Source organism: Roseitalea porphyridii (assembly GCF_004331955.1).
GTDB classification, from domain to species: Bacteria; Pseudomonadota; Alphaproteobacteria; order Rhizobiales; family Rhizobiaceae; genus Roseitalea; species Roseitalea porphyridii.
In genome coordinates this window covers 2,486,905-2,511,290 of the sequence record NZ_CP036532.1, presented here as the reverse complement: position 1 = coordinate 2,511,290, position 24,386 = coordinate 2,486,905, and the positions used below count along the sequence as shown (strand labels likewise).

General features: G+C 66.1%; 33 protein-coding genes. 9 read left to right on the top strand and 24 right to left on the bottom strand.

Annotated elements, in window-relative coordinates; genetic code table 11:
- Positions 1-51 precede the first annotated feature (51 nt).
- On the top strand, positions 52-1,749 hold the full coding sequence (locus E0E05_RS12255) for an ABC transporter permease (RefSeq protein WP_244597715.1): 1,698 nt from the start codon (positions 52-54) through the stop codon (positions 1,747-1,749).
- Between the two features lie 8 nt (positions 1,750-1,757).
- Here E0E05_RS12255 and E0E05_RS17910 read toward each other — a convergent pair whose 3' ends face one another.
- Positions 1,758-1,982, bottom strand: coding sequence for a Rap1a/Tai family immunity protein (locus E0E05_RS17910; protein ID WP_350148992.1), 225 nt, complete (start codon positions 1,980-1,982; stop codon positions 1,758-1,760).
- Between the two features lie 282 nt (positions 1,983-2,264).
- Positions 2,265-3,293: a Fe(3+) ABC transporter substrate-binding protein gene (locus tag E0E05_RS12250; protein ID WP_131616971.1), complete on the bottom strand. Its 1,029-nt coding sequence runs from the start codon at positions 3,291-3,293 to the stop codon at positions 2,265-2,267.
- Positions 3,294-3,484: 191 nt separating this feature from the next.
- Here E0E05_RS12250 and rirA point away from each other — a divergent pair, with 191 nt between their 5' ends.
- The 7 genes from rirA (at position 3,485) to E0E05_RS12215 (ending at position 8,352) form a co-directional block, all read left to right on the top strand.
- Positions 3,485-3,958, top strand: coding sequence for an iron-responsive transcriptional regulator RirA (rirA, locus tag E0E05_RS12245; RefSeq protein WP_039723535.1), 474 nt, complete (start codon positions 3,485-3,487; stop codon positions 3,956-3,958).
- Between the two features lie 100 nt (positions 3,959-4,058).
- The gene (locus E0E05_RS12240) at positions 4,059-4,733 is read left to right on the top strand and encodes an aquaporin (protein WP_131616970.1); all 675 of its coding nucleotides are present in this window, start codon (positions 4,059-4,061) and stop codon (positions 4,731-4,733) included.
- A 78-nt stretch (positions 4,734-4,811) separates the two neighbouring features.
- Positions 4,812-6,308: a glycerol kinase GlpK gene (gene glpK / locus E0E05_RS12235; RefSeq protein ID WP_131616969.1), complete on the top strand. Its 1,497-nt coding sequence runs from the start codon at positions 4,812-4,814 to the stop codon at positions 6,306-6,308.
- 2 nt (positions 6,309-6,310) lie between these two features.
- Positions 6,311-7,174, top strand: a complete 864-nt coding sequence (locus E0E05_RS12230) for an MBL fold metallo-hydrolase (RefSeq protein WP_244597713.1) — start codon at positions 6,311-6,313, stop codon at positions 7,172-7,174.
- A 41-nt stretch (positions 7,175-7,215) separates the two neighbouring features.
- Entirely contained in the window at positions 7,216-7,569 is a 354-nt protein-coding gene (locus tag E0E05_RS12225) for a hypothetical protein (protein WP_131616967.1), read from the top strand.
- Between the two features lie 76 nt (positions 7,570-7,645).
- Positions 7,646-8,062 carry a helix-turn-helix domain-containing protein gene (locus E0E05_RS12220; protein ID WP_131616966.1) on the top strand — a complete coding sequence of 139 codons (417 nt, stop codon included), beginning with the start codon at positions 7,646-7,648 and terminating at the stop codon, positions 8,060-8,062.
- Complete coding sequence (locus tag E0E05_RS12215) at positions 8,062-8,352, top strand: hypothetical protein (RefSeq protein WP_131616965.1); 291 nt, start codon at positions 8,062-8,064, stop codon at positions 8,350-8,352. Before E0E05_RS12220 ends, E0E05_RS12215 begins: the two co-directional genes overlap by 1 nt.
- A gap of 19 nt (positions 8,353-8,371) precedes the next feature.
- Here E0E05_RS12215 and E0E05_RS12210 read toward each other — a convergent pair whose 3' ends face one another.
- The 13 genes from E0E05_RS12210 to ureC all read right to left on the bottom strand — a co-directional run bounded on the left by E0E05_RS12210 (position 8,372) and on the right by ureC (position 18,837).
- Positions 8,372-9,241, bottom strand: coding sequence for an ABC transporter permease (locus E0E05_RS12210; RefSeq protein ID WP_084606818.1), 870 nt, complete (start codon positions 9,239-9,241; stop codon positions 8,372-8,374).
- Positions 9,238-10,008, bottom strand: coding sequence for an ABC transporter ATP-binding protein (locus tag E0E05_RS12205; RefSeq protein ID WP_131618021.1), 771 nt, complete (start codon positions 10,006-10,008; stop codon positions 9,238-9,240). Before E0E05_RS12205 ends, E0E05_RS12210 begins: the two co-directional genes overlap by 4 nt.
- A 142-nt stretch (positions 10,009-10,150) precedes the next feature.
- Positions 10,151-11,158 (bottom strand): ABC transporter substrate-binding protein, encoded by a 1,008-nt coding sequence (locus E0E05_RS12200; protein WP_131616964.1) that lies wholly within the window; start codon positions 11,156-11,158, stop codon positions 10,151-10,153.
- 108 nt (positions 11,159-11,266) lie between these two features.
- Positions 11,267-11,893 (bottom strand): urease accessory protein UreG, encoded by a 627-nt coding sequence (gene ureG, locus E0E05_RS12195; protein WP_131616963.1) that lies wholly within the window; start codon positions 11,891-11,893, stop codon positions 11,267-11,269.
- Positions 11,890-12,552, bottom strand: coding sequence for an urease accessory protein UreF (locus E0E05_RS12190; protein WP_131616962.1), 663 nt, complete (start codon positions 12,550-12,552; stop codon positions 11,890-11,892). Before E0E05_RS12190 ends, ureG begins: the two co-directional genes overlap by 4 nt.
- Positions 12,549-12,830: a YrhK family protein gene (locus E0E05_RS12185; protein ID WP_131616961.1), complete on the bottom strand. Its 282-nt coding sequence runs from the start codon at positions 12,828-12,830 to the stop codon at positions 12,549-12,551. Before E0E05_RS12185 ends, E0E05_RS12190 begins: the two co-directional genes overlap by 4 nt.
- 46 nt (positions 12,831-12,876) lie before the next feature.
- Positions 12,877-13,371, bottom strand: coding sequence for an urease accessory protein UreE (locus E0E05_RS12180; RefSeq protein ID WP_131616960.1), 495 nt, complete (start codon positions 13,369-13,371; stop codon positions 12,877-12,879).
- The gene (locus E0E05_RS12175; RefSeq protein ID WP_131616959.1) at positions 13,368-13,883 is read right to left on the bottom strand and encodes a baeRF12 domain-containing protein; all 516 of its coding nucleotides are present in this window, start codon (positions 13,881-13,883) and stop codon (positions 13,368-13,370) included. Before E0E05_RS12175 ends, E0E05_RS12180 begins: the two co-directional genes overlap by 4 nt.
- Positions 13,884-13,945: 62 nt before the next feature.
- The gene (locus tag E0E05_RS12170; RefSeq protein WP_131616958.1) at positions 13,946-14,752 is read right to left on the bottom strand and encodes an extensin-like domain-containing protein; all 807 of its coding nucleotides are present in this window, start codon (positions 14,750-14,752) and stop codon (positions 13,946-13,948) included.
- A gap of 1 nt (position 14,753) precedes the next feature.
- Positions 14,754-15,716, bottom strand: a complete 963-nt coding sequence (locus E0E05_RS12165; RefSeq protein ID WP_131616957.1) for a L,D-transpeptidase family protein — start codon at positions 15,714-15,716, stop codon at positions 14,754-14,756.
- Between the two features lie 42 nt (positions 15,717-15,758).
- Positions 15,759-16,538 (bottom strand): hypothetical protein, encoded by a 780-nt coding sequence (locus tag E0E05_RS12160; RefSeq protein WP_131616956.1) that lies wholly within the window; start codon positions 16,536-16,538, stop codon positions 15,759-15,761.
- A gap of 78 nt (positions 16,539-16,616) precedes the next feature.
- Complete coding sequence (locus E0E05_RS12155) at positions 16,617-17,084, bottom strand: DUF29 domain-containing protein (protein WP_131616955.1); 468 nt, start codon at positions 17,082-17,084, stop codon at positions 16,617-16,619.
- A gap of 40 nt (positions 17,085-17,124) precedes the next feature.
- On the bottom strand, positions 17,125-18,837 hold the full coding sequence (gene ureC / locus E0E05_RS12150; protein WP_131616954.1) for an urease subunit alpha: 1,713 nt from the start codon (positions 18,835-18,837) through the stop codon (positions 17,125-17,127).
- A 93-nt stretch (positions 18,838-18,930) separates the two neighbouring features.
- On the opposite strand from ureC, the gene E0E05_RS12145 reads away from it, so the two are divergent.
- The gene (locus tag E0E05_RS12145) at positions 18,931-19,383 is read left to right on the top strand and encodes a hypothetical protein (RefSeq protein WP_131616953.1); all 453 of its coding nucleotides are present in this window, start codon (positions 18,931-18,933) and stop codon (positions 19,381-19,383) included.
- A 32-nt stretch (positions 19,384-19,415) separates the two neighbouring features.
- Here the strand turns inward: E0E05_RS12145 and E0E05_RS12140 are convergent, their stop codons facing one another.
- The 9 genes from E0E05_RS12140 to E0E05_RS12100 all read right to left on the bottom strand — a co-directional run bounded on the left by E0E05_RS12140 (position 19,416) and on the right by E0E05_RS12100 (position 24,315).
- Positions 19,416-19,796 (bottom strand): lysozyme inhibitor LprI family protein, encoded by a 381-nt coding sequence (locus E0E05_RS12140; RefSeq protein ID WP_131616952.1) that lies wholly within the window; start codon positions 19,794-19,796, stop codon positions 19,416-19,418.
- Positions 19,797-19,825: 29 nt separating this feature from the next.
- Positions 19,826-20,527: a hypothetical protein gene (locus tag E0E05_RS12135; RefSeq protein WP_131616951.1), complete on the bottom strand. Its 702-nt coding sequence runs from the start codon at positions 20,525-20,527 to the stop codon at positions 19,826-19,828.
- Positions 20,528-20,541: 14 nt separating this feature from the next.
- Positions 20,542-20,964 (bottom strand): carboxymuconolactone decarboxylase family protein, encoded by a 423-nt coding sequence (locus tag E0E05_RS12130; protein WP_131616950.1) that lies wholly within the window; start codon positions 20,962-20,964, stop codon positions 20,542-20,544.
- Positions 20,964-21,782: a cyclase family protein gene (locus E0E05_RS12125; protein ID WP_131616949.1), complete on the bottom strand. Its 819-nt coding sequence runs from the start codon at positions 21,780-21,782 to the stop codon at positions 20,964-20,966. Before E0E05_RS12125 ends, E0E05_RS12130 begins: the two co-directional genes overlap by 1 nt.
- Positions 21,783-21,812: 30 nt before the next feature.
- Positions 21,813-22,118 (bottom strand): urease subunit beta, encoded by a 306-nt coding sequence (locus E0E05_RS12120; protein ID WP_131616948.1) that lies wholly within the window; start codon positions 22,116-22,118, stop codon positions 21,813-21,815.
- Positions 22,115-22,699: an HD domain-containing protein gene (locus E0E05_RS12115; protein WP_131616947.1), complete on the bottom strand. Its 585-nt coding sequence runs from the start codon at positions 22,697-22,699 to the stop codon at positions 22,115-22,117. Before E0E05_RS12115 ends, E0E05_RS12120 begins: the two co-directional genes overlap by 4 nt.
- Positions 22,700-22,703: 4 nt before the next feature.
- Positions 22,704-23,006 carry an urease subunit gamma gene (locus E0E05_RS12110; protein WP_039724443.1) on the bottom strand — a complete coding sequence of 101 codons (303 nt, stop codon included), beginning with the start codon at positions 23,004-23,006 and terminating at the stop codon, positions 22,704-22,706.
- A gap of 113 nt (positions 23,007-23,119) precedes the next feature.
- Positions 23,120-23,917 (bottom strand): creatininase family protein, encoded by a 798-nt coding sequence (locus tag E0E05_RS12105; RefSeq protein WP_131616946.1) that lies wholly within the window; start codon positions 23,915-23,917, stop codon positions 23,120-23,122.
- On the bottom strand, positions 23,914-24,315 hold the full coding sequence (locus E0E05_RS12100; protein ID WP_131616945.1) for a RidA family protein: 402 nt from the start codon (positions 24,313-24,315) through the stop codon (positions 23,914-23,916). The genes E0E05_RS12105 and E0E05_RS12100 overlap by 4 nt, the downstream gene beginning before the upstream one ends.
- Positions 24,316-24,386: the final 71 nt, after the last annotated feature.

Here is a 24,386-nt window from a genome sequence, read left to right as displayed (position 1 = left end):
TAAAGCTGGTTGCCATACTCCACTTTATCGCAACACGATCCGGGCTCCGACTTGTCGAACCGTGTCATCCTTTTCGCCGCCGGGACGATCGCGGCGCTGTGCATCCTGCCGATGGTGGCGGTCGCCGTGTCGGCACTGGGCGGCAGCCTCGATGTCTGGCGCGGGCTCGCCGCGACCGTGCTGCCGCGCTACGCCTGGACCACGGTCCAGCTTGTGGTTCTCGTCGGCGTCGGCACGGCGCTGGTCGGCACCGGGGCGGCATGGCTCGTGACGATCTGCCAGTTTCCCGGCCGGCGGCTGTTCGAGGTGCTGCTGGCGCTGCCGCTCGCCTTTCCCGCCTACGTGCTCGCCTATGCCTATACCGACCTGCTCGATCACCCCGGCGCGGTGCAGAGCGGTCTGCGGGCGCTGACCGGCTGGGGCCCGCGCGATTACTGGTTCCCGGAGATCCGTTCGGTGGGCGGCGCGGCGATCATGCTGATCTGCGTGCTCTACCCTTATGTCTATCTGCTCGCCCGCGCGGCGTTCCTGCGCCAGTCGCCGACCGCCTATTTCGCCGCGCGCACACTCGGCCATTCGCCCTGGAGCGCGTTCTTCCGCGTGTCGATCCCGATGGCCCGGCCGGCGATCGCGGGCGGGGTCGTGCTGGCGCTGATGGAGACGGTCGCCGATTTCGGCACCGTCGCCCATTTCGGCGTGCAGACGTTTGCGACCGGCATCTACCAGGCCTGGTTCTCGATGGGCGACCGGGCGGCGGCGGCGCAGCTCGCCTTCTGCCTGTTGCTGGTCGCGCTGTTCCTGGTCTTCATCGAACGCATCGAGCGCGGCGCGCGCAAGCATCACGAGGCCGGCCGCAGGATCGAGGCAATGGCTCCGCACCGGCTCGATGGCTGGCGCGCGGCGGGCGCGATCGCGCTGTGCGCGCTGCCGGTGCTGGTCGGTTTTGCAATCCCGCTGGGCGTCCTGCTCGACATGGCAATCGATTCCGGCCAGAGCCCGTTCTCGGACCGCTATGCCGGGTTTATCACCAATTCGCTGGCCGTTTCCTTCGTCGCCGCGCTGGTGACGATGGGCGGCGCGGTGATCATTGGCTATCTGGTGCGTCTCAAGCCCGGGCGGACGGCCCATTTCATCAAGACCGTCGCCGGCATGGGCTATGCGATTCCCGGCGGTGTGATCGCCGTCGGTGTGCTCGTGCCGATGGCCGGTTTCGACAATGCGCTCGATGCCTTCATGGAGGCGCGGTTCGGCATTTCGACCGGGCTTCTGATCACCGGTTCGATGGCGATCCTGGTCTTCGCCTACATGGTGCGGTTCATGGCGGTGGCCCTTTCCTCGTTCGACACGGGCATGAGCCAGATCAAGCCGAACATGGACGCGGTCTCGCGGACGCTCGGCTGCTCGACCGGGCGCATGCTGGGCCGGGTGCACCTGCCGCTGATGAAGGCGAGCCTCCTGACAGGCGGGCTGATCGTCTTCGTCGACGTGATGAAGGAACTGCCGGCGACGCTGATCCTGCGGCCGTTCAATTTCGACACGCTCGCCGTGCAGGCCTATCGCCTCGCCTCGGATGAACGGCTGGCGCAGGCGGCCGTGCCCTCGCTGATCATCGTCGCGTTCGGGCTGCTGCCGGTGGTGGTGATGATGCGAACGATCGCCCGCGAGCGGCCGCGCCACCATTCGGAAATCCCCGCCGCGCTGGCCGACCCTTACGCCGCGCCCGAGCCCGAAGAGCAAAGGGCGGTTTAGGTCCCGCGTTAACCTGGGTCGCAGGGATAGGCGCTTGCGATCGCCGCATACACAACGGAGTACGCACCCAAGCCATGAAGTCCTTCATGGGTTTGGAGAATTCGGACGACATGGCCGACAAGGTCTGCCCGCGTGGTTCCCGAAGGAATGCAGTAGCCGTTGTTGTCAACGCGCGGACCGTCGACGACTGCCTGAACGTAGCCGTGGCAGAAGCTTATCCAGCTCTCGTCCATCCTTGAGCAGGCATTCAGGAAGTCGGCCCCGGACATGCCAACTCGGTGTTCTTGTCCATTCGCTTCCAGCACAAGCGACTGAATGGCCAGAAGCGTTACGACAGAAATCTTGTATGGCTTCAACTTCATAACAAAAGACCCCGGTCAGCTCTCGAGCCGATAGTACGGGGGCTGTTGGCCGATAAAAAGCCCGCGCGGGCCGGAGCACCACGCGGGCAAGTCGGGACGGGCCATGAGGACCCTCTGGCCGGCTCGGGGAGAGACCGGCCGCCCGGAGGAACCTTACTCCCAGCCGACCTCGTTGAAGATCTGCTGGGCGGCCGGAACGTTGGCCGCGATCGCCGAGGCGTCCAGATCGTCGGGCTTGAAGAAGCCGAGCGCGGCGACGGACGGTGAGATGGCGACGCCCGGCACGGCCGGATACTCGTCATTGCCGGCGGAGAAATATTGCTGCGCCTGGTCGGAGGCGAGATATTCCAGAAACCGGACCGCGTTGTCGCGGTTGGGCGCGTTGGCCGCGACGCCGCCGCCCGACAGGTTCATGTGCGCGCCGGTGCTGTCCTGGTTGGGGAACACCCAGCCGAACATGTCGAGGCTGTCCGACACGCCGTCGACGTCCTTGCGGATGGCGCGGGCGAAATAATAGGTGTTCGACATGGCGATGTCGCACTCGCCCGAGACGATGCCGCGCAGCTGGTCGGTGTCGCCACCCTGCGGCGAACGGGCGAAGTTGGCGACCACGCCTTCGGCCCAGGCCCTGGCTTCTTCCTCGCCCAGATGTTCGATCAGCGCGGCCATGATCGTCTGCGAATAGACATTGGTGCCCGAGCGGATGCAGACCATGCCTTCATATTGCGGGTCGGCGAGATCGGCGTAGCTCTGCGGCGGGTTTTCGACGTCGTTCCTGTCGTAGAACAGGATGCGCGCGCGCTGGGAAAAGCCGAACCACTGGTTCTCCTCGTCCTGCAGATAGGAGGGGATGCGCATTTCGAGCGTGTCGCTCTCGATCGACTGCAGAAGGCCCATCTCCTTGGCGCGCTCGAGCCGCGAGGTGTCGACCGTCAGCAGCACGTCGGCGGGGCTGTTGGCGCCTTCGGCTTCCATCCGGGCGAGCAGTTCGTCGGCATTGCCCTCGATGCGGTTGATGGTGATGCCGGTCATCTCCTCGAAATCGGAGTAGAGCCGCTCGTCCGTGTCGTAGTGGCGCGAGGAATAAAGGTTCAGTTCGCCGTCGGCGAACGCAGCCGACCCGGCGGGCACGGCCATGGCCGTGGCGAGCAGCGCAATCGTCATGGACTTGAGGCGTGGCATGGAGGCACTCCTTAACTTGATAATGGCAATCATGTTTTGTAGAAGCGCCAATCCGATGTCAATGCGGGCCCGGCCATAAAGTTGACGATTTTTGGAAGTTTTTTCTGGAACGATTCCAATCTGATGGCCGGATGCGCCGGCGCGGGCTTTTTGCGTTCCGGCCCGATTGCGACCATGATAAAGCTGAACCGATGAAGCTGACCAAACAGACAGACTATGCGTTCCGCATCCTGATGTTCTGCGCCGCCGGCGGCGACAGGCTGAGCCGCGTCGCCGATATCTCGCGCGTCTACGGGGCGTCCGAACCGTTCCTGTTCAAGATCCTGCATCCGCTGGTCGAGGGCGGGGTGGTGCAGACCGTGCGCGGCCGCAATGGCGGCATAAGGCTGGCGCGGCCCGCAAGCGAGATCACGCTGGCCGAGGTGGTGCGGCTGACCGAGGACAATTTCACCATGGCCGAATGCTTCGACCTCGATGACGCCGATTGCCCGCTGATCGAGAACTGTCGGCTGACCGCCGCGCTGCGCGAGGCGCTCGATGCGTTTCTGGCGGTGCTCGAAAAGTATACGGTCGACGATCTCGCGCGGCCGAGCGCGGCCGTGATCAATCTTCTGTCGATGATCGAGGCCGGCCCGCCGACGGGAGCCAAGCCCGGCCGGGCCTGACCGGTCCCCCGAACCGATCCCGACACGCGCTCGCGTTGACGCGGGCGTGATATATCAATAGTCCATGATGTATTGATGTATCACCGGTCGAGGGTCTTCCATGTCCAGCCCGTCCCAGCGCCTTGGCGCCGAGTTCATCGGCACCGCGTTCCTGCTTGCCGCAGTGGTCGGCTCGGGCATCATGGGTGACACGCTGGCGGCCGGCAATGTCGCCGTCGCGCTGCTCGCCAACACGATCGCCACGGGCGCGATCCTTGTCGTGCTCATCACCATGCTCGGCCCGGTCTCGGGCGCCCATTTCAACCCCGCGGTGACGCTCGCCTTCTTCCTGCGCGGCGAGATCGGCGCGGGCGAAGCGGTGCGCTTCGTGCTCGCCCAGATCGCCGGCGGCATCGTCGGCGTGTGGGCGGCGCACCTGATGTTCGCCGACGATCTCATCCAGTTCTCGACCACCGCGCGCACCGGCGGCGCGCAATGGTTCTCCGAATGGGTCGCATGCTTCGGGCTGGTCTTCACGATTCTCGCCACGCTGAAGGTGCGCCCCGCAGCGGTGCCGATGGGGGTCGGCCTCTACATCACCTCGGCCTACTGGTTCACCGCCTCCACTTCGTTCGCCAACCCGGCGGTGACGATCGCGCGGGGCCTGTCGGACACCTTCGCCGGCATCAGGCCGGCCGACGTGCCGCTGTTCATCCTGATGCAGCTGATCGGGGCGGCCTGCGCGGTCTACGTGGCGCGCTGGCTGTGTGCCGGCCGGGTCGAAACCACGTCCTGAAAAAGCGTGCCGCCCCGTTCCCATCGGGTCCTGAAACGGTTTAAACAGCCGCGACGGATACGCACGGGAGGACCGGACATGGGCGAATACATACTCGCCATCGACCAGGGCACGACATCGTCGCGGGCGATCGTCTTCGCCAAGGACCAGACCATCGCCGGCATCGACCAGCAGGAGTTTCCGCAGCATTTTCCCAAATCCGGCTGGGTCGAACACGATCTCGAGGACATCTGGCGCACCACGGTCGAGACCTGCAGGGGCGCGATCGAAAAGGCCGGCATCGCCGCCTCGGACATCGCCGCGATCGGCATCACCAACCAGCGCGAGACGGTCGCGATGTGGGACCGGGCGACGGGCGAGCCGGTCGGCAAGGCGATCGTCTGGCAGGACCGGCGCACCGCCTCGATATGTTCGGCGCTGAAGGAGGCGGGCCACGAGCCGATTTTCACCGAGCGCACCGGGCTGCTGCTCGATCCGTATTTCTCCGGCACCAAGGTCAAGTGGATGCTGGACACTGTCGACGGGCTGCGCGCCCGCGCCGAGGCCGGTGAGATCGCCTTCGGCACGATCGACACGTTCCTGATCTGGCGGCTGACCGGCGGGGCCCGGCACGTCACGGATGCGACCAATGCGGCGCGCACGCTGATGTACAATATCGGCGAAAACCGCTGGGACGACGAACTGCTCGCCATTCTGGGCGTGCCCGCGGCGCTGCTGCCCGAGGTGCTCGACTGCGCCGCCGACTTCGGCACGGCAAGGGCCGATATCCTGGGCGCGGAGATGCCGATCTACGGCGTTGCCGGGGACCAGCAGGCGGCGACGATCGGCAATGCCTGCTTTGCGCCGGGCATGGTCAAGTCGACCTACGGCACGGGCTGTTTCGCGCTTCTGAACACCGGGCCGGACCGCGTGCCTTCGAAGAACCGGCTGCTGACGACGATCGCCTATCGCCTCGACGGCGAGACGACCTATGCGCTCGAGGGGTCGATCTTCATGGCCGGCGCGACCGTGCAGTGGCTGCGTGACGAGCTGAAGATCATCCAACACGCCTCCGAAAGCGGGGAGATGGCCGAGAGGTCCGATCCCGAGCAGACCATCTATCTGGTGCCGGCCTTCGTGGGTCTGGGGGCGCCGCATTGGGATGCCGACGCGCGCGGCGCGATGTTCGGCCTGACGCGGGCGACCGGGCCCGAGGAGATCGCCCGCGCCACGCTCGAGGCGGTCTGCTACCAGACGCGCGATCTGATCGAGGCGATGCATGGAGACTGGCCCGAGGCGGAGGGCGCCGAGACGACGCTGCGCGTCGATGGCGGCATGGTCGCCTCGGACTGGACGATGCAGTGCCTGGCCGACCTGCTCGACGCGCCGGTCGACCGTCCAATGATGCTGGAGACGACGGCGCTGGGCGTTGCCTGGCTCGCCGGCAGCCGCGCCGGCGTCTGGCCCGATCGCGACGGCTTCGCCGCCACATGGGCGCGCGACCGGCGGTTTGCGCCGCAGATGGACGCCGAGACGCGCGCCGCCAAGATCGCGGGCTGGGACGACGCGGTCAGCCGCACGCTGAGCCGGCGCTGACCGTGGCAAGCGACCGGGTCACGCTGCTGGGCACCAAGGGCGGGCCGGCGATCTATCCGGGCGCGCCGGTGCGCATGCCGACGGCGACGCTGGTCGAGATGGCCGGCCAGAGGATCGCCGTCGATTGCGGCCTGGGCGTCACGCGCGCGCTGGTCGGCACCGGCATGCACCTGCGCGATCTGACCAGCGTGATCGTCACCCATCTTCATTCGGACCATTATCTGGAGCTTGGCCCGCTGATCCATACCGCCTGGACCGCCGGGCTGAAGACGCCGGTCGCGGTCTACGGGCCGGCCGGGCTCGCCGCCTGCTGGGAAGCCTTCCTGCGGTCGATGGCGTTCGATATCGAAACGCGCATCGCCGACGAAGGCCGGCCCGATCTCGCCGGGCTCGTCCATCTGCACACGATCGGCGAGGGGGTCTTCGCCGAGATCGGCGACGTGGCCGTGTCGGCCATCCGCAATGCCCATCCGCCGATCACTGACAGCTATGCGGTGAAGTTGGAGGCCGGCGGGAAGGCGGTCGTGCTGTCGGGCGACACCGCGCCGTTCGACGGCATGGCCGGTTTCGCGCGGGGCGCCGATCTTCTCGTCCATGAAGCGATGATCGCCGAGGGCGTCGACCGGCTGGTCGCGCGCGTCGGCAATGGCGAGCGGCTTAAGGCGCATCTGGAAGCCAGCCACACGGAGGCGGTCGATGTCGGACGGCTTGCGGCGAAGGCGGGCGTCAGGGCGCTGGCGCTCAACCACCTCATCCCGGTCGACGATCCGGCGATCGGCAACGACAACTGGGAGCGCGCGGTGCGGGCGGGCGGCTACGAAGGCCCGCTGCATATCGGTCAGGACGGGATGGCGATCGGCTTGTGAAGCAGCTAAGACTCGGCTCTTCGCCAGGGACGGGCTTGGTAATGCTCATTGATTTCGACGATGAACTCTTTTCCGAATTCTCGGATTGGTTCGATCGGCTCGCCCATGATCAGCCTGTCATTGCCGATCAACTGCGCGCCTGCCTCGCCGATCTGATGAACGGTGGTGAAATCAGAACGGAGTATTTGCGGGGTGACGAAGCGGTCAGCGTCTATCTCGTGCCGCGGCGCCATTTACTGGCGAAGACGGATGGTACCGGTATTCTGCTGCATGTCGACCGTCGTGGTATCGCCGTCCGGTTCAGCGTGCTCTCGTTTGATCTTTCCTCGGTCCGTGCGGTCGATGAAGCTGTTGGCAGGATCATCCTGATGATCGAGCGCGAACTTGGGATTTGATGCATCGTCGGCCGCCTTCGGTGCATTCGCTCCACAGGACTTTGAGAAACATATCGAATGTGATATATGAGCAGTCATGGCCAAGCCAACGACCGAACATGCTATCGAACGTAAGGACGACCAACCCGTCCGTGCACGTCCGAGCGCTGATGCCGCCGGACGATCCCGTCTGCGCGATTATCTGACGACGCTCGACGAGCGTTTTCCTCAAGTGGCCGAAGCGCAAGCGGTGCGCGAACGCGCCGAGCAGGGTGCGCGTTCGATCATTGGCGCGCTGGCACAGGAGCGGGCCCGCCGCGAGATCAGCCAGGTGGCGGTCGCACGGGCGATGCAGACCTCCCAGTCGGCCGTTTCGCGACTGGAATCGGGGTCCGTCGATGTCGGCCTGGAGACGCTGCTTCGCTATGCGATGGCAATCGGTCTCGATCCGGCCGACGTCTTCGCCCTGAATGCCGCCGCGCCGGCGGCGAAGGACATGATGGAGCGTCCGTAATGCTGGACGCATCGGCCTTGTCGGGACTGATCGGGTCGCTCTGCCTGTTCGTGCCACCGTTCAGGGACCAGCTTTCTCGCCTGAAGATCAAGCGAACACGCAACCGTGAGGCGCCTTTGCGCCCCGATGGACAGGCGGTTCCGGAGACCATGGCCCGGCGCTTCGCCCGGCTCGGCGAGGCGATCGCCAATGGATACGATCGCGAGCGCAACAGCTTCTCTGCGCAGGATACGCTTCTGATGGCGATCGGAGCGCTGCTGCTGGCGGTGTCGTACGGCCTTTCAGGTTAGCGACCGGAGCCCGTCCCGCTCAGTTCCCCTGCGCCATGCCCGACCGGTGCGCCCAGCCGGTGGTGCGCTTTTCGATCCAGGCCATCAGCGCGTACATGGCGATGCCCTCGACGGCCAGCATGATCAGCCCGGCGAAGACCAGCGGCACGTTGAACTGACTCTGGGCGGCGAGCATCATGTGGCCGAGGCCCGCATTGGCCGCGATCGTCTCGGAAATGACCGAGCCGACGAAGGCGAGCGTGATGGCGATCTTCAGCGAGCCGAAGAAGTAGGGCATCGAGCGCGGGATGCCGACCTTGAGCATGACGTCGAGCTTCTTGGCGCCGAGCGCGCGCAGCACGTCCTCCATCTCCGGCTCGATCGTCGCAAGGCCGGTGGCGACGTTGACTACGATCGGGAAGAAGGCGATCAGGAAGGCGGTCAGGATCGCCGGCACGTCGCCGATGCCGAACCAGATCACCAGGATCGGCACGACGGCGACCTTGGGGATGGCGTTGAAGCCGATCATCAGCGGGTAGAGCCCGGCATAGATAAAGCGCGACCAGCCGACCAGCAGGCCGAGCGCGAGGCCGCCGGCCACCGCCATCAGAAAGCCGACGACGGTGGTGTAGAGCGTCTGCACCGAATTGGTCCAGATCGTCGGCCAGTAGTCGATGATCGCGCCCAGGATGACGGTCGGCGCGGGCAGCACATATTGGGGGAGGGCGAACAGCCAAACGCTCGCCTCCCAGATCAGGAACAGGCCGATCGTGTAGAGCCAGGGCGCCGCCTTCACCCAGGGAAAGGGCCGGCGCTTTGCCGCGCGGACGGCCTCGCCGCGCTGGCGCGCCTCAACGCGCCGGGCCTCGGCGGGCTTGGCGGCGTCGGCCTGGGTCGGTTCGGCGCTCATGCGGCGGCCTCGAGCTGTTCGGTGCGCGCCGCCGCGATCAGGCCGCGCAGATCGTGCACGAGGTCGGTGAATTGCGGCGTGTACATCACTTCGAGGTCGCGCGGGCGCTCGAACGGCACGGTGTGCGTCTCGATGATGCGGCCGGGACGGGCGCTCATCACGAAGATCCGGTCGGCGAGGAAGACCGCCTCGCGCAGATCGTGGGTGACGAGCTGGATCGTCACGTCGGTCTCGTGGTGCAGGTCGCGGATCACGCACCACAGCTCCTCGCGCGTGAACGCGTCGAGCGCGCCGAACGGCTCGTCGAGCATCAGCAGTTCGGGCTCGTGGATCAGCGCGCGGCACAGGTTCGCACGCTGCTGCATGCCGCCGGAGAGCTCCCACGGATATTTGTCGCCGAAGCCCTTCAGGCCGACCGTCTCCAGCAGATGCTCGGCCCTTTCGACATATTCGGCCTTGTTGGCGCGCAGCCGCCGGCGATGGCGCTGGACGATCTCGAGCGGCAGCAGGATGTTGTCGAGCGTGGTCCGCCACGGCAGGAGCGTGGGGTTCTGGAACGCCATGCCGACGATCGAGACCGGTTCGGTCACTTCCTTGCCGGCGACCGTGATCACCCCCTGCTGGGGGATGTGCAGGCCGGTCACCAGCTTCATCAGGGTGGACTTGCCGCAGCCCGACGGGCCGACGACGGCGGTGAACTCGCCCTTTTCGACATGCAGCGAAAGGCCGGAGACGGCCAGCGTGCCGGTCTCGCCGCCATAGCGCATGTCGACATCATCGATGGTGACGAGGTGGTTGCTCACACCGGTTTCCTGCCCGCCGCCCTTGTCGGCGGCCTTGCCCACTCAAACGCCGGATGCGGGCTTTGTCCACATCCGGCGCGTTGAAGTTGATCGCCATTGCCGCCGGTCAGGGCAGCATGCGCTCCTCGGCGGGCGGCAGGAAGGACGGATCGAACACGTCCTCGGGCGCCGGCGGGTTCTGCACGTCCATGGAGATGGCGAGCCAGTCCATCGTCTCGCCCAGCTTTGCCATGTCGACGCCGCCGAAGCCGTTCTCGACCACCGCCGGTGTCCTGATCGACTGTTCGATCGCCATGTTGAGCCGGTCGATCTCGACATCGCGGTTCAGAACGCCGTTGCGCTCGATGACATGGTCGACGGCCGAGGCCGGATCGGCGACGGCATCCTGATAGCCCCTGATCAGCGCGCGGATGAAGCCGCGCACCGCCTCGGGGTTCTCCTCGGCGAACGCCGGATTGACCATCACCACATTGCCGTAGAGGTCGAGCCCGTTCTCGCCCATCATGATCGGCACGATGTCGTCGTCGGAGACCCCTTGCGCCTTCAGGTTGATGACCGAGGAGAAGGAAAAGCCGAAGATCGCGTCGACCTGACCCTGGGCCAGCATCGGCTCGCGCACGGGGAAACCGACATTTTCGATGGTGATGTTCGATGTGTCGATGCCGGCGGCTTCGACGAAGGCGGGCCACTGGCCGAAGGCGGCATCGGGCGGCGGGGCGCCCAGCGTCTTGCCTTCGAGCGACTTGGGATCCTCGGTGATGCCCTGGCTCTTCAGGCCGATCACCGCGAAGGGCGGACGCTCATAGGCCATCATCACCGCCTTGACCTGCTGGTCGGGGTTTTCCTCCAGGAACTTGATCAGCGCATTGACGTCGCCGAATCCCATGTCGTAGGCGCCCGTCGCCACGCGCGGAATGCTCTCGCGGCTGCCCGCACCGGAGTCGATCGTCACGTTCAGGCCCTCTTCTGCGAAATAGCCTTCGTCGAGCGCGATGAAGAAGGGCGCCGACGGCGCCTCGAACTTCCAGTCGAGCGTGAACTTGATATCGGTCTCGGCGAAGGCCGTTCCGGCGGTCAGCGCAAGCGCCGCCAGCGCTCCCAACAGTTTGTGCATTCTTGTCTCCCTGCTTGTGCCGCCAACGCGGATCATCGGAAAGATTGCACCGGGAATTGCACAGTTTTCAAGCGCAAATGACCGGACGCCCACCAAATGGGCAAATGCCTAGTCAAGCCCGCCCCGGTCGCTCAAGAAAGCGACAATCTCCTCGACGCCCTGGCCGCGGTTGAGGTCCGTGAACAGGTGCGGCCGCCCGTGCCGGCTGGCACGGGCATCGGCGTCCATCCGTTCGAGGTCGACGCCGACATAAGGCGCCAGATCGGCCTTGTTGATGATCAGAAGGTCGGATCGCGTGACGGCAGGCCCGCCCTTGCGCGGAATGTCGCCACCCTGACAGACGGAGATGACGTAGAGCGTCAGGTCGGCGAGGTCGGGCGAGAAGGTCGCGGCGAGATTGTCGCCACCCGATTCGATGAAGATGATGTCGAGGCCGGAATGGCGGGCGATCATCTGCTCGATGGCGCGCAGATTGATCGAGGCGTCCTCGCGGATCGCCGTGTGCGGGCAGCCGCCGGTCTCGACGCCCATGACGCGATCCGCCGGCAGCGCCTGCATGCGCGTCAGCGCCTCGGCATCCTCGCGCGTGTAGATGTCGTTGGTGATCACCGCCACCGAGCGGGTTTCGCGCATGGCCTCGCACAGGCGCGCGGTGAGCGTCGTCTTGCCAGAGCCGACCGGCCCGCCGATGCCGACGCGCAAGGGGCCGTTGGTGCCGGGGGCGGGCGATGTCATGACAGGAACAGTCGGGGCTGGCGCATCTCGTGGTTCATCGATGCAATATCGCTGCCAATCGCGCAGCTGCCAAGATCATCGAGCGTCGCCTCGGCGGCGCGGGCGGCGGTCTTGGCGATGACCGGCTCGAGCGCCGCAAGAACGCGGGCCGCGCCCGACTGGCCCGTCACGGACAGGCGGATCGCGCATTGAACCTGGTTGGTGGCAAACGTGTTCAGATAGGCGGCGAGCACGTCCTTGCGCGCGATGTCTGCAAGGCCGGCGGCGGCGCCGACCGCCACCGGCAGGGGCGTGTCGCGCGGGGGCAGCGCATCCGGCGTGATCCAGGCCGAGGCGGCATCGCGGAAGGCGGCGCCCTGATCGACGGTTTCGCGATGACGTCCGGCGGAGACCGAAAGCGCGCGTGCCAGCGCCGACAGATCGGCGAGCACGGCCCTGTCCGCCGCTGCGCGGTGCGCTTCGGCCAGCAGCACCGCATCGTTCCATGGCGCGCCACGGGCTATGCCGGCCTCCAGCCATGCGGCAAGGGAGGGCTCGCTGTCGACCGTGCCGACAGCAACCGCTTCCTCGAGGCCCGCCGAATAGGCAAAGCCGCCGGTCGGAAACACCGGCGACAGCCAGCTCATCAGACGCACCAGGGCGCGCGTGTCCGCGCTCATACGCTCAGCTTGTCGGCGATGTCGTCGACGTCGCCGATCGTCAGATAGTGGATTTCGCGCGTCAGCCGGATGGTCGGCTTGAGCGCGAAGAAGACCGATCCGATCACGAAGAACCAGATGGCGACCGTCTCGAATTCAGGAAAGAAGAACAGGACCGAGCCGATCACGAAGGCGAAGGCCGCGGCAAAGTCGACGGCCGTGAAGGCGATCTCATAGGCGGCATAGACCTTCTTGTGCCGGGGCGATTTCGTCCGGTTGCCGGGTGCGAACAGTGCCATGGGAACGCTCCGTTTTGCGGGGTTGAGCTTTCGAGACGGGCAATGGTCAGGCGGCGTTCGGGTTGCGGTCGTGGTCATGCGTGTTGTCGTGGGCGTGATGGTGACCGTGATGGCTGTCGCCATAGGCGCCGCCCTCGGGGTCGAACGGTTCGGTCACCTCTGACAAAGTGGCGCCGAGCCCTTCGAGCATGCTGGCGATGACATGGTCGCGCCGGATGAGGATCCTGTCAGATTCGATCTGGGCGGCGAGGTGCCGGTTGCCGATCTGCCAGGCCAGCGCCAGCAGATGCCGGCCGTCCCGACCGCGCACTTCCATGAGCGGCTCGGGCACGGCGTGCACCTCGATGACGCGGCCATCGCCAAGCACCAGCCCGTCGCCGTGGCGGAGCAGTTGCGCGCGCGGCAGGTCGAGCATGAAGGCGATGCCGCCGTCGGAAGTCAGGCGGATGCGGCGCCGGTGGCGGTCCGTCTCGTCGAGCGTGATCGTGTCGGCGGGTTCGAGGGCGGGTCGGACGACCGTCCCGGCAACCGGTAGCGTCACCTGTGGCTCCCTGCTTGCTTTCCGTCCGAATGAAGCAGCAATTTTTCGATCTTGTCGACCTCGTGATTGGTCAGATCCTTGTCGACCTCGGCGATCACGCGGTCGGCGACCTCCTTGTGCAGCTCCTTGCGGATTTCGCCGAGCACATGCGGCGCGGCGGCGATCACCAGATGCTCGAAGCGACCGGCGTGGGCATATTTGTAGAGACATTCGGCCACCTGCCTGGCGAACCGGTCCTTCTCCAGCCGGTGCCAGTCGGTTTCCTGGACCGCGCTGCGGTGGGCGCCGGCCGAACCGGCCGGCATGGCGCGGCTCGAGGGTGCGCCGTCGTTGAACCGGCCGGGCGTGTCGGTGCCCTGTTCGCGCGTGGGCGGATTGCGCTGCTCGTCCTCGCGGAAGACTTCGAGGTTGGGGAACTTCTCGTCGCCCTCATTGCGCAGGAACAGCGCCTTCTCGCCATCGGCGACCACGATCCAGCCATCGTGCTTGAGCCTGATTTCATGTTCGGACATGGATGCCTCCGTTTGCGTGTGATCACCAACAGGCCCGGTGCCGGCCGGTTCCATGCGCTTGCCTATTGGCACAGACGATAACGGCTCGAGCGGCTGGCGATGTCCAGATGCAGGTGATCGTCATGATACTCGTCCGAGCCCGGACCGAGAACGGTTGAAAAGGACAGGCAGGCCGAGGCGCGGACGGCGCGCTGGAAGGCCTCCTCGATGGTGCCGCGTCCGGCGCGCGGCTGGACGGGGATCGGGGCGCGTCCTTCGAACTCGAACCCGGTGACATCGATCGCCGCGCCGATGGCGTGGTGGGACAGTTTGCCGGTCGGCTGGTTGTTGCGCCGGCGACAGGCATAGGACGGGCCGTGGCGGATGCCGGTCAAACGGACGCCTTGGCCGCCGGCGACGCGCGCTTCGCGCGACAGGCCGCGCGTGGCGGGAATGACGCCCTGGCGGATCCACAGCGCCAACGCGAGCGCGGTCTCGCACCGCATCGTGCTGCCGTTCGCGCCGAGCGCGACATCGCCGACCGCCTCGACACGGTAGGCCGGCGAAAAGCCGCAGCCATTGTCACCGTCGACGGGGTCGACCTTCCGGTATCGGACGTCGAGTTCGTCGAGCCGCGCCTGGCATCCCTCGATCTCGGTGATCACCGGCAGGGGCGGGATGTCCTCGGCGTCGACGACGGCCGCCTCCTCCTGCTCCTGCGGCGCCGCGTCGCCTTCGGCCGCGGGTTCGTCACCGTCATCGGGACGAGCGTCGGCTTCAGGCCTTTCGGGCGCTGTTTCGGGTGTCGGCAGATCATCGATGTCGATCTGGGCGGAGGCTGGAGCCACCGCCAGCGCGGTCAGAAGGGTCAGGAAGAAGAGCGCGCGCATGTCACCGTGAAAATTCGACCGGAACGCCCGGATCGAGATTGCGGGCCAGTTCGAGCGCGTCCCAGTTGGTCAGTCGCACGCAGCCATGCGAGACGGTCTTGGCGATCGTGGCCGGATCGGACGTGCCGTGCAGGCCGTAGGTCGGCTTGGACAGATCGATCCACACAATGCCCACCGGGCCGTTCGGGCCGGGCGGAAGAGTCAGCTGCTCGTCATTGTCGCCCTGCTGGAAATTCTCGTCGGGCTTGTAGGCATAGGTCGGCTCGACCGCGATGCCGACCACTTCGTGCGTACCGGATGGCGAGGGCAACTGGCTCGAGCCGATGGTGACGGGATAGCTGGCGATCCGGGTGCCCCCGGCATCGAACGCATGGAGCCGATTGGCCGACTTGTCGGCAACGACGCGCCGGACGGGCGTGTCGAGGTTCTCGCCGGGACGCACAACCATGACCCGCGCGCCGACAGCGAAGCGCACACCGGCGTTCAGGTCGCGCAGGAAGTCGACATCCATGTGGAACTTCTCCGCGACCGCCTCGGCGACAGATGTGTGGCCGAGCCAATCCATCGCGGCGAGTTCGGCATAGTCTTCGGGCAGGTCGGGCCTCAACCGGTCGGCATCTGCTTGCGAAATCGTGTAGGGCGCGGCGATGTCTGCCATCTTCCCCGACCCGGTCAGCCGGCGCCAGAGCGTCTCGTCCGGTTGTCCGTCGACGGGCAGGCCTTCAACCTCTTCGAAGGCGCGCACGGCGCTTTGCGTGTTGCCGCCCCAGCGGCCGTCGATGACGCCGGGCGAGACGTCGGCACGGTCGAGCAGCACCTGCAGCTTGACCATCATGGCGCTGCGGCCTTCGGGCAGCGTGTCGCTGTAGCGGGCCTGGTTGATCGCCGATGCTTCAAGCGCCGCAGCGGGCGTTGCGGCGATGATGGCGCAGGCGGCGGCTATGTATCTCAGGGTTCTTTGCATGGGCGCCGGGTCAACGCCGTTAACGGGCGCGGGTTCCCGCAATCAACCCAGATCGAGGCGCCGGCCTTCGATCATCCCGTCATCGGCGAAGCGCTCGACGCAATAGCCCTCGGGCGGCTCGGTGAAGCCGGAAGCGGTGAGGGCGGCGGCGAGCCGGTTGCGCTCGTCCGCATCGTAGGCTTCCAGATGCAGATTGACGTATTTGCAGAAGGTACCGACCACAGACGAGCCAGCCGCATTGAACAGGATATGCGGCGCGCTCGCATTGCAGCGGGCAATCCAGAAGAGCGGGCCGAACAGCGGCGCAACGGCCCGCGGCGCGCCGGAAATCGCGCCTTCATGGTCGCGGGACAGGCCGGCCGCTTCGAGCGCGGCTTCGGCGGCCGCCGCCTGAGGGCTCTCATTATGCTGGATCAGGATCGGGGCGCGGGTGATCGGCATGATGGCGATCTCGCGCCAGCCCATTTGCGCGCATAACGCTACAAAGGCGGGGCCGCAGGCCCTCGCGCATTCGGCCATCGTCGCGCCGGGCGGTTCGGCGACGATCATCGGCAGCAGCGGGTCGCGGGGCAGGGGCGTGGCGAACGTGTCGCGCAGGGCCGCAAGGTCGGCTTCGGTCCGGCGGTTCAGATCCTCGGCCATCTCGGCGGTCAGAACGGCAGCCTCGTCGTCTTCGAGGTCCATGATCACAGCCTCGCCCGCCTCGAACCGATGGTCGGCGGGGTCGAGACACTCGGCCTGCCAGTCGTGCACGTGGCGGGCGAGATGGGGGTGGCCCGCGAAGGTCTCTTGACGGGAGGGGAAGGAGAGCGTCATCGCCATGGGGCCGGTCGCGAGACCGCCGCCCTTGATGGCGCAAGCCAGGCGTGGCGCGGGCTTGGGCCGTAGCGCACTTCGGCGTCAGGCCTTGGCGCCATCGGGAAAGAAGCTCTCGTCGAGAACCTGCGCGACCGAATAGGGGCAGGCTTCCGGGAAAGCCTCATAGGCGATGCCGGTTTCCCGTTCGGCGGCGAGGCGGGCTTCCATGTAGGCATGCGGCATCTCTTCGGCCGGGTAGTTTTTGAGGCTCGGATTCTCGCGCATGATCTTCGCCAGCCGGTCGCGCTGAACCCTGATGCTCGCCTCCCAGCCGCCCTTTCGCTTTTCCGGCTGGAACTGCCACTTCAGAAGATGCAACAGCACAAGCACCAGCCGGCTTTCGATCTCTCGCTTCTCGCTCTTCCCCAAGCTTTCGATCTCCTCGGCCAGGTTTTCGCGATCGACGAGATCGAAGCGTCCTGCGCGCACGGCGGCAGCCTGGTCCATGGTCCAGCCATAGTAGTCGGCCTCATAGGCGCGGGGCTTTTCAAGGCGGGTGTGCTTGTTCATGCCTTACTCTACCGCAGTGCCGGCCAATCGCGAAACGGTATCAGAAAAGGAAATAGCGCTGCGCCATCGGCACCACCTCGGCCGGCTCGCAGGTCAGCAGTTCGCCGTCGGCGCGGACCTCGTAGGTCTCCGGGTCGACCTCGACATCGGGCGTGGCGTCGTTGAGCCGCAGATCGGCCTTGGAGATGCCGCCACGCACATTGTCGACCGCGACCATCTCCTTGGCCGTTTCCAGCTTGTGGGCGAGCCCGTCCTCGATGGCCGCCTTGGAGACGAAGGTGACGGACGAATTAGTCAGCGCCCTGCCGAAGGCGCCGAACATGGGCCGGTAATGCACCGGCTGGGGCGTCGGGATCGAGGCGTTCGGGTCGCCCATCGGCGCGGCGACGATCGAGCCGCCCAGCAGGATCATCGCCGGCTTGACGCCGAAGAAGGCCGGGTCCCAGAGCACCAGATCGGCGCGCTTGCCGACCTCGATCGAGCCGATCTCGCCCGAAATGCCGTGCGCGATGGCCGGGTTGATGGTGTATTTGGCGATGTAGCGGCGCACGCGGAAATTGTCGTTGTCGCCTTTTTCCTCGGGCAGCGCGCCGCGCTGGCGCTTCAACTTGTCGGCGGTCTGCCAGGTGCGGATGATCACCTCGCCGACGCGGCCCATGGCCTGGCTGTCCGAGGCGATGATCGAGAACGCGCCCATGTCGTGCAATATGTCCTCGGCGGCGATGGTCTCCTTCCGGATCCGGCTTTCGGCAAACGCCACATCCTCGGGAATGTTGGAATCGAGGTGATGGCAGACCATGAGCATGTCCAGATGCTCGTCGATCGTGTTGACCGTGTAGGGCCGGGTCGGGTTGGTCGACGAGGGCAGCACGTTCGGCAGCCCGCAGATGCGGATGATGTCCGGCGCGTGGCCGCCGCCGGCGCCCTCGGTGTGGAAGGCGTGGATCGTCCGGCCATGGATCGCCTCGATCGTCTGCTCGACGAAGCCGCTTTCGTTGAGCGTGTCGGTGTGGATCATCACCTGCACGTCGAACGCGTCGGCCACCCGCAGGCAGCAGTCGATGGCGGCGGGCGTCGTGCCCCAATCCTCATGCAGCTTGAGCGCACAGGCCCCGCCCAGCACCTGTTCCTCGAGCGCGGCGGGCAGCGACGCGTTGCCCTTGCCGGCAAAGGCCAGGTTCATCGGGAAGGCGTCTGCGGCCTGGATCATGCGGCCGATGTGCCATGGGCCGGGCGTGCAGGTTGTCGCCAGCGAGCCGTGCGCCGGCCCGGTGCCGCCGCCGAGCATGGTCGTCACCCCGCTCATCAGCGCGTCGTCCACCTGCTGGGGACAGATGAAATGGATGTGGCTGTCGAACCCGCCGGCGGTCAGGATTTTGCCTTCGCCGGCGATCGCCTCGGTGCCGGGGCCGATGATGATGTCGACGCCCGATTGCGTGTCCGGATTGCCGGCCTTGCCGATCGCGGCGATGCGGCCGTCCTTCAGGCCGACATCGGCCTTGTAGATGCCGGTGACATCGACGATCAGCGCGTTGGTGATGACCGTATCGACGGCCCCGTCATGGCGTGTGATCTGGGACTGGCCCATACCGTCGCGGATCACCTTGCCGCCGCCGAACTTCACTTCCTCGCCATAGGTCGTGAGGTCCTTTTCGACCTCGATGAACAGCTCCGTGTCGGCCAGGCGGACCTTGTCGCCCGTGGTGGGGCCGAACATGTCGGCATAGGCGGCGCGGGAGATGCGGGCGGGCATGGCAGAACCTCAGTGGCGCTGGGTGTCGTGACTGGAACCGTGGCGGGACGCCGTCGTTGGTCTGTTCAAGACAACCGGTTCCGGAGGGAAGCAATGAGACTTGCGAAAACCGTCATCGCCCTGATCGCGCTCGGCATGACCGCCATGCCGGCGGCGTTCGCGCAGGGCGTTTCGGAGAGTTCGATCATCGGTGCGGACGTGACGATCAACGAAGTCAGCCGAGACGTGTCCGAGATCGGGCTCGACGGACTTCTCGAAAATGCCGAGGACACGGCCGATCGCATCCGCCTGGTCACCGATCCTGAGGAAGTCACGATCATCCAGCTCGGCGAGCGGCGCACCGCGATCACCGAAGAGATCGAGCAGTTCATGCGCGATCACCAGCCGGTGCTGGCGGACTTGCGCAACGCGGTGCAGATCAACGCCGTCCTGTTCGAAATCCTCAACGCCAAGGGCATCGGCGCGCCGGAGGTGTTGGCCGCCGATGTCGGCGAGGACAACGCGATCACCGTCTACGCCTTCGCCACGCAGGCGCCGGGCAACTGAAGCGGCCCCGCGCGCAAGCTTGCGCGCCATGATCAGCCCTCCTCCAGCATCAGGAGCAGTTCCTCGGTGCGCTTGCGGGTCAGCGCTGCCTTGCAGGAATTCTCGATCAGCGGTCGGAGCGAGCCGCCGGCGAACCTTGCGCCCTCGGCGGTGCATTGGCCGTCGCGGTAGGTGATCCAGGCGCGCTGGGCCTCGAGCAGACTGTCATGGCCGTTGGCCTGTTCGGGAAAGCTCTCGGCGGCGAAGCCGTCCATCTCCTTCATCGCATCGACCACCAGCGGCCAGTCGGCGTTGAGCGCCCGGTCGGCGCGCTGCCAGTCCTGATAGGCGCACCAGTTCATGCCCTGCTGGGGCAGATTGCCCGCATCGTCGCAATCCCAGTCCTGGGCCGTGGCACTGGCACAAAATGCCATCAGAAATGCTGTTAAAAGAAAGCGTTTGCTCACTGATCGAATCCTGCTAGCAGATAAGAGGGGGGCGGTGAGGCAAGACCGAATTGGATGAATTCGTTGATTTCTTCACGATCCACGCCCGTTTCTTTCAAGAAGGATCCCAAACAGCGCGATCCTTCTTGCCAATTGAAGTAACCGAATGACGAGGGATGGTATGTCCAGAACAGCGGCCTGCCATTCAGCATTCCGGAATCACAGATGTCCACGCCTTCGGTCGCGCTGAATGGCCGATGATCAAGGTGGCCAGACTCTGACAGCGCTTCCCAGACTTTGTTGCCCAGACAGACGATGTGCGTCGGCTGAACGCGTTCGACCGCTTCGGCAAGTGGCGCTGCGCCCGCCAGAAGCGCACTCCATTGTGATGGACTGCGTGGACCGTCCACCGTTTCCTGAGCGAGGTTGGCAAATGCCACTCGCCGCCAGAACTCCTCGGGTTGCAACCAGTCTCCCGGCAGCCCTGTGATGAGCGAGGCGCACCGCGTAAAGAACGCCATCCGACCTTCAATTGCATTCTCCTGGATGACATTGATCGTGATCTCAGTACTGGGATCTCCGTAATGAGACTCGCCGACAATCAATGGGAAGAGGCCACTGCGGCGTGCGGACGAAGCGCCTACCCAGGGTTCAAACGCAAGAGCTGAGATGGCCTCTGTGAGGCCGAGATTGATTAACCCAGAGGCCCCACTTTCCATTTGTCACAATCTCTTCAATTGGTGGAACGAATTGAGCCGGAAGGATCGAACTCCGGATCGACGGGGATCTGCAGCGCGTTGGCCAGATGATTGGTCTTGCCGGCCAGCGCGATGATCGAGACCAGTTCGGCGTGCTGGGCGTCGGTCATGCCCTTGCCGCGCGCGGCGGCGGTGTGGGAGTGGACGCAATAGGCGCAGGCGTTGGCGGTCGACACGGCGATGTAGATCATCTCGCGCGTCAGCGGGTCGAGCGCGCCGGGGGCGCCCATGACCTGCTTGACCTCCTCCCATGTCCGCCTGAGCTGGGCGGGATCGTGCGCCAGCGCGCGCCAGAAATTGTTGATGAAGTCGGTGCCGCGCGTGGCGCGGATGTCGTCGAAGACGGCCAGCACCTCGGCGCCGGCCATCTCGTCGGTGATCAGCGGTACGGTCGCCATCAGGCCATCGCGAAGATGCGCGCGGGCCCGCCGGTGCCGCCGCGCGTCTTGGGCGCGCCGACGATAAGCGTGGCACCGGCCACCGGCACCTGGGTCAATCCGGCGATGGCCTCGATGCCGTAGCGGCCGGACGGCAGCCACGAGTAATGCACGGCGAAGTCGGGCGAGGGGCCGTGGTCGAGCGACAGCGTGTCGACGGCGATGGCGACCGCGCCGGTCTCCTCCATCAGCATGTCCGTCGCTTCCACGTGAAAGCCCGGGAAATGCAGCGTGCCGTCCGCGTCGGCGCCCCTGAACGCGTCCGAGCCGGTCTTGGCATCCCAGCCCGAATGCATCGCGACGCATGCGCCGTCCGGGATCGGGCCGTTGGCGTCGATCCAGGCCCTGATGTCGTCGGGCGTGACCTGGGCGTCGGGATTGTCGGCGGCGCGCTCATGGATGTGGATCACGCAGAGCGGGCAGACCAGGTTCTCCACCGGGATCTCGGCCACCGACTGGCCGTCCTCGGAGAAGTGCAGCGGCGCGTCGATGTGGGTGCCGGTGTGCTCGTTGATCGTCAGATTGTAGAGATTGTAGCCATCAGAGCCGATATCGAAGGCCTTGTCGTAGGCGATCCCCGGCGTTCCGCCGAAGGTCGGAAAGTCTTCGCTGAGTTCATGCGTCATGTCGGTGACGCTGGTCGCCTCGTGCGCCAGCACCGGCCGCGCGGCCGTCGCCGCAAACGTCGCCGCCGCCCCGGCGCCCGCCGTCGCAGTGAAGAAATTGCGCCTCGAAAGCATGCGGTCCTTGACCGCGTTGATGACACAGGCATCGCACATGATCGTTCTCCCTTGTTCTGTCCCCGGTTGCTAGAGACTCCCCATCACCATCTTCCTGAAGCCGTAGATTTCGTGGTTTCCGCCGATATGGATGAGCGTGACATCGCGGCTCTGGCCCGGTTCGAAGCGGACCGCCGTGCCGGCCGGTATGTCGAGCCGGAAGCCGCGCGCGGCCTCCCGGTCGAAGTCGAGCGCCGGGTTGGTCTCATGGAAATGATAGTGCGAGCCGACCTGCACCGGACGGTCGCCGGTGTTGGCGACGGTCAGCGTGATCGTCTGCTGGCCGGCATTGAGTTCGATCTCGGTGTCGGGCGTTATGATCTCGCCGGGGATCATGATCCGCTCTCCCGTTTGCGTGCCGCCTCGATCTCCGCTTCCAGCCGCGCCGCCGAACGGTCGAAGCGGGCTTCGAGCCGTGGTTCGAGGCCGCGGCAGACATCGACGACCTTGCGCGCCCAGTGAAGGTAGCCGGCGTTGGCCCCGGCGTCGAACGCTTCGTGCGGCAGGTCGAGGAGTTCCTCGACGTTCGAGGTCTTGTCGGCCAGCTTGAGCCGCTTGACCCGGTCGCCCGCATCGCGCGTGTGGTCGACCTGGCGCTGGCGCCGCGCATCGCCCTTCAGGTCCGGCGGATCGGTGACGTCCATGACCAGATCGGCGATCTCGCCGCCGAACCGCTCGCGGAGGATGGGTTCGCGCACGCCGGTGTCCTCGACCGTGTCGTGCAGCCATGCCGCGGCGACGAGCACGGGATCGAACGGTTCGAGCATCGCGCACATGGCGGCGACCTCCGCGAGATGGACCAGATACGGATCGCCCCTGTCCGTGCGGGTCTGGTTGCCGTGTGCATGGGCCGCGAAGAGCGCCGCCTCGCTGATCAGCCGGGCGTTGGCGTTCGGGTCGGCTGACGGGGCGATCATCGGCTCACCTGATCGGCTCGTGCACGGTCACCAGCTTGGTGCCGTCGGGAAAGGTCGCCTCGACCTGGATGTCGTGAATCATCTCGGGCACGCCCTCCATGACCTGTTCGCGGGTGATCACATGAGCGCCGGCGTCCATCAGGTCGGCGACGGTTCGGCCGTCGCGGGCGCCCTCGACGACGAACTCGGTGATCAGCGCGATCGCTTCGGGATGGTTGAGTTTCACGCCGCGCGCCAGCCGCTTGCGCGCCACCTCGGCGGCCATCGCCACCAGAAGCTTGTCCTTTTCGCGCGGCGTCAGTTGCATGCGCTTCCCCGATCGTCGTTTTCACCCATGCTAGAACCGAAAACCGCGCCGGGGAAGGCTGCAAAGCGATGCGGCACTGCTCAAATTTTGGGCGTCATCTGCCGTGCGTTTGGTCAGCCGCCAAGCCAGTCCGCCAGCGAGGCTTCGCGCACTTCGCCGAGCAGCGCGGCCATGCCCTCGGCCTGGTAGCGGGCCGTCGCCTCGCCTTTTTCCGCGCTCGCCCGGCCGGCCTCGCCGACCACGCCCTCGGGATTGAGATCGCCGGCGATCCAGGCCCAGGCGTGGGTGCCCTGCGGCGCGATATGGCCGAACCTGGCCCGCGCGTCGACGGTGGTCGATGGGAAGTCCATGACCCGCTTGAGGTCGACCGTCTCGGGGCGGAAATGCAGCATCAGCGAGGTCTCGACATCGCCGCCATGGATGCCGAATTGGCGCTCGGTCTCCGAATAGAGCCCCTCGGGCAGGCCGAAGCGCATCCAGCTCGTCTTGATCGCCAGCATGTCGTGGCGCACGCGCATCTCGCGGGCGACGATGCCCATGATCTCCTCGTTGCCGCCATGCGAGTTGAGGAAGACCAGCTTGCGGATGCCGGCGCGGGCGATCGAATCGCCAAGGTCACTCCAATGGTCGATCAGCGTGGTGGCGCCGATGGTCAGCGTGCCCGGAACGCGGATATGCTCGTTGGACTTGCCGACGCACTGGATCGGCAGGAAGCGCACATCGAGTTCGGCCGGCAGCAGGGGGAACAGCGTTTCCAGCATGCCTTCCATGATCGCATAATCGGTGGCGACGGGCAGGTGCGGCCCGTGCTGCTCGGTCGCCGCGACCGGCAGCACGGCGATGGTCGCCTCGGGATCGAGGTTCTCGAACTGCCGGGCGGTGAAGTCGCCCCACCAGCGCCTGCGGGTCATGATGCATCTCCGGCCGGCGCGGCGGCGATCGCCTCGATCTCGACGGTGAATGCCTCGCGCGCAAAGCCCGACACGATCATCAGCGTCGAGGCCGGCGGGCTTTCGCCAAACAGCTCGTCGCGGACCTTCATATAAGGCGCCAGATGCTCGCGACCGGTGACGAAGGCATTGATGCGCACGATGTGCTCGAACCCCATGCCGGCGTCGCCGAGGATCGCGTCAATGTTGGCGAAGCAAAGCCGGGTCTGCGCCTCGGTGCCGGCGGGGATGTCGGCGTCCGGCGCGATGCCGAGCTGGCCCGAGCAGAACAGGAGGCGAGCGCCGGGCGGCACCTCGACGGCATGGCTGTAGCGGGCGAAGGGCGGGTGGATGGTCGCGGGCGTGTGATGAACGAGCATGGCATATCCGATCCGGGTCGCGTGCGATCATGCAAAAGCCGGACCGGTTGGCAAGCCGGCGCGGCGGTAAG

Coding starts and splice junctions, on each gene's coding strand:
- E0E05_RS12125 (WP_131616949.1), bottom strand. CDS start 21,782: ATGTGCGATGCCTGTGTCATCAACGCGGTCAAGGACCGCATGCTTTCG.
- E0E05_RS12155 (WP_131616955.1), bottom strand. CDS start 17,084: ATGAACAAGCACACCCGCCTTGAAAAGCCCCGCGCCTATGAGGCCGAC.
- E0E05_RS12110 (WP_039724443.1), bottom strand. CDS start 23,006: ATGCAACTGACGCCGCGCGAAAAGGACAAGCTTCTGGTGGCGATGGCC.
- E0E05_RS12215 (WP_131616965.1), top strand. CDS start 8,062: ATGCTGGACGCATCGGCCTTGTCGGGACTGATCGGGTCGCTCTGCCTG.
- E0E05_RS12250 (WP_131616971.1), bottom strand. CDS start 3,293: ATGCCACGCCTCAAGTCCATGACGATTGCGCTGCTCGCCACGGCCATG.
- E0E05_RS12170 (WP_131616958.1), bottom strand. CDS start 14,752: ATGCGCGCGCTCTTCTTCCTGACCCTTCTGACCGCGCTGGCGGTGGCT.
- E0E05_RS12190 (WP_131616962.1), bottom strand. CDS start 12,552: ATGAGCGCGGACACGCGCGCCCTGGTGCGTCTGATGAGCTGGCTGTCG.
- E0E05_RS12160 (WP_131616956.1), bottom strand. CDS start 16,538: ATGGCGATGACGCTCTCCTTCCCCTCCCGTCAAGAGACCTTCGCGGGC.
- rirA (WP_039723535.1), top strand. CDS start 3,485: ATGAAGCTGACCAAACAGACAGACTATGCGTTCCGCATCCTGATGTTC.
- E0E05_RS12105 (WP_131616946.1), bottom strand. CDS start 23,917: ATGACCCGCAGGCGCTGGTGGGGCGACTTCACCGCCCGGCAGTTCGAG.
- E0E05_RS12185 (WP_131616961.1), bottom strand. CDS start 12,830: ATGGCACTGTTCGCACCCGGCAACCGGACGAAATCGCCCCGGCACAAG.
- E0E05_RS12145 (WP_131616953.1), top strand. CDS start 18,931: ATGAGACTTGCGAAAACCGTCATCGCCCTGATCGCGCTCGGCATGACC.
- ureG (WP_131616963.1), bottom strand. CDS start 11,893: ATGACATCGCCCGCCCCCGGCACCAACGGCCCCTTGCGCGTCGGCATC.
- E0E05_RS12175 (WP_131616959.1), bottom strand. CDS start 13,883: ATGTCCGAACATGAAATCAGGCTCAAGCACGATGGCTGGATCGTGGTC.
- E0E05_RS12140 (WP_131616952.1), bottom strand. CDS start 19,796: ATGGCATTTTGTGCCAGTGCCACGGCCCAGGACTGGGATTGCGACGAT.
- E0E05_RS17910 (WP_350148992.1), bottom strand. CDS start 1,982: ATGGACGAGAGCTGGATAAGCTTCTGCCACGGCTACGTTCAGGCAGTC.
- glpK (WP_131616969.1), top strand. CDS start 4,812: ATGGGCGAATACATACTCGCCATCGACCAGGGCACGACATCGTCGCGG.
- E0E05_RS12220 (WP_131616966.1), top strand. CDS start 7,646: ATGGCCAAGCCAACGACCGAACATGCTATCGAACGTAAGGACGACCAA.
- E0E05_RS12165 (WP_131616957.1), bottom strand. CDS start 15,716: ATGCAAAGAACCCTGAGATACATAGCCGCCGCCTGCGCCATCATCGCC.
- E0E05_RS12200 (WP_131616964.1), bottom strand. CDS start 11,158: ATGCACAAACTGTTGGGAGCGCTGGCGGCGCTTGCGCTGACCGCCGGA.
- E0E05_RS12130 (WP_131616950.1), bottom strand. CDS start 20,964: ATGGCGACCGTACCGCTGATCACCGACGAGATGGCCGGCGCCGAGGTG.
- ureC (WP_131616954.1), bottom strand. CDS start 18,837: ATGCCCGCCCGCATCTCCCGCGCCGCCTATGCCGACATGTTCGGCCCC.
- E0E05_RS12115 (WP_131616947.1), bottom strand. CDS start 22,699: ATGATCGCCCCGTCAGCCGACCCGAACGCCAACGCCCGGCTGATCAGC.
- E0E05_RS12210 (WP_084606818.1), bottom strand. CDS start 9,241: ATGAGCGCCGAACCGACCCAGGCCGACGCCGCCAAGCCCGCCGAGGCC.
- E0E05_RS12120 (WP_131616948.1), bottom strand. CDS start 22,118: ATGATCCCCGGCGAGATCATAACGCCCGACACCGAGATCGAACTCAAT.
- E0E05_RS12225 (WP_131616967.1), top strand. CDS start 7,216: ATGCTCATTGATTTCGACGATGAACTCTTTTCCGAATTCTCGGATTGG.
- E0E05_RS12240 (WP_131616970.1), top strand. CDS start 4,059: ATGTCCAGCCCGTCCCAGCGCCTTGGCGCCGAGTTCATCGGCACCGCG.
- E0E05_RS12205 (WP_131618021.1), bottom strand. CDS start 10,008: ATGCGCTATGGCGGCGAGACCGGCACGCTGGCCGTCTCCGGCCTTTCG.
- E0E05_RS12135 (WP_131616951.1), bottom strand. CDS start 20,527: ATGGAAAGTGGGGCCTCTGGGTTAATCAATCTCGGCCTCACAGAGGCC.
- E0E05_RS12100 (WP_131616945.1), bottom strand. CDS start 24,315: ATGCTCGTTCATCACACGCCCGCGACCATCCACCCGCCCTTCGCCCGC.